The organism is Paraburkholderia sp. SIMBA_054, from assembly GCF_046534875.1.
In the GTDB taxonomy this organism is placed as follows: domain Bacteria; phylum Pseudomonadota; class Gammaproteobacteria; order Burkholderiales; family Burkholderiaceae; genus Paraburkholderia; species Paraburkholderia hospita.
In genome coordinates, this window is sequence record NZ_JAWRXV010000804.1 from 1 (window position 1) to 271 (window position 271).

Consider the following 271-nt stretch of genomic DNA (forward strand, 5'->3'; position numbering starts at 1 on the left):
GGATCGACCTTTGGAGCAGGCTACGATCAGGCACGGAGCGCCGTGGAAGGGTTGGCTCTTCCACCTCTTTATTTCATAGGGAAGTTCCTTGTCGGTCTCCTTTCCATGATTTCGGGGATACCGGGCGGAATATTTGCACCTTCTTTGTCGGTCGGTGCGGGACTGGGCAGCACAATCGGCCTGGTTCTTGGAACCAGTGCGAGTCTTGCTGCTGTTCTCGGTATGGCAGGCTACTTTGCCGGCGTCGTGCAAGCGCCGATGACTGCATTCG

Annotated in this window: 1 protein-coding gene; it reads left to right on the forward strand. The window is 56.8% G+C overall.

The window, feature by feature from the left end:
• Nucleotides 1-42: 42 nt before the first annotated feature.
• The coding region (locus SB822_RS57320; RefSeq protein ID WP_410859137.1) for a chloride channel protein at nucleotides 43-271 on the forward strand (229 nt) is incomplete at its 3' end.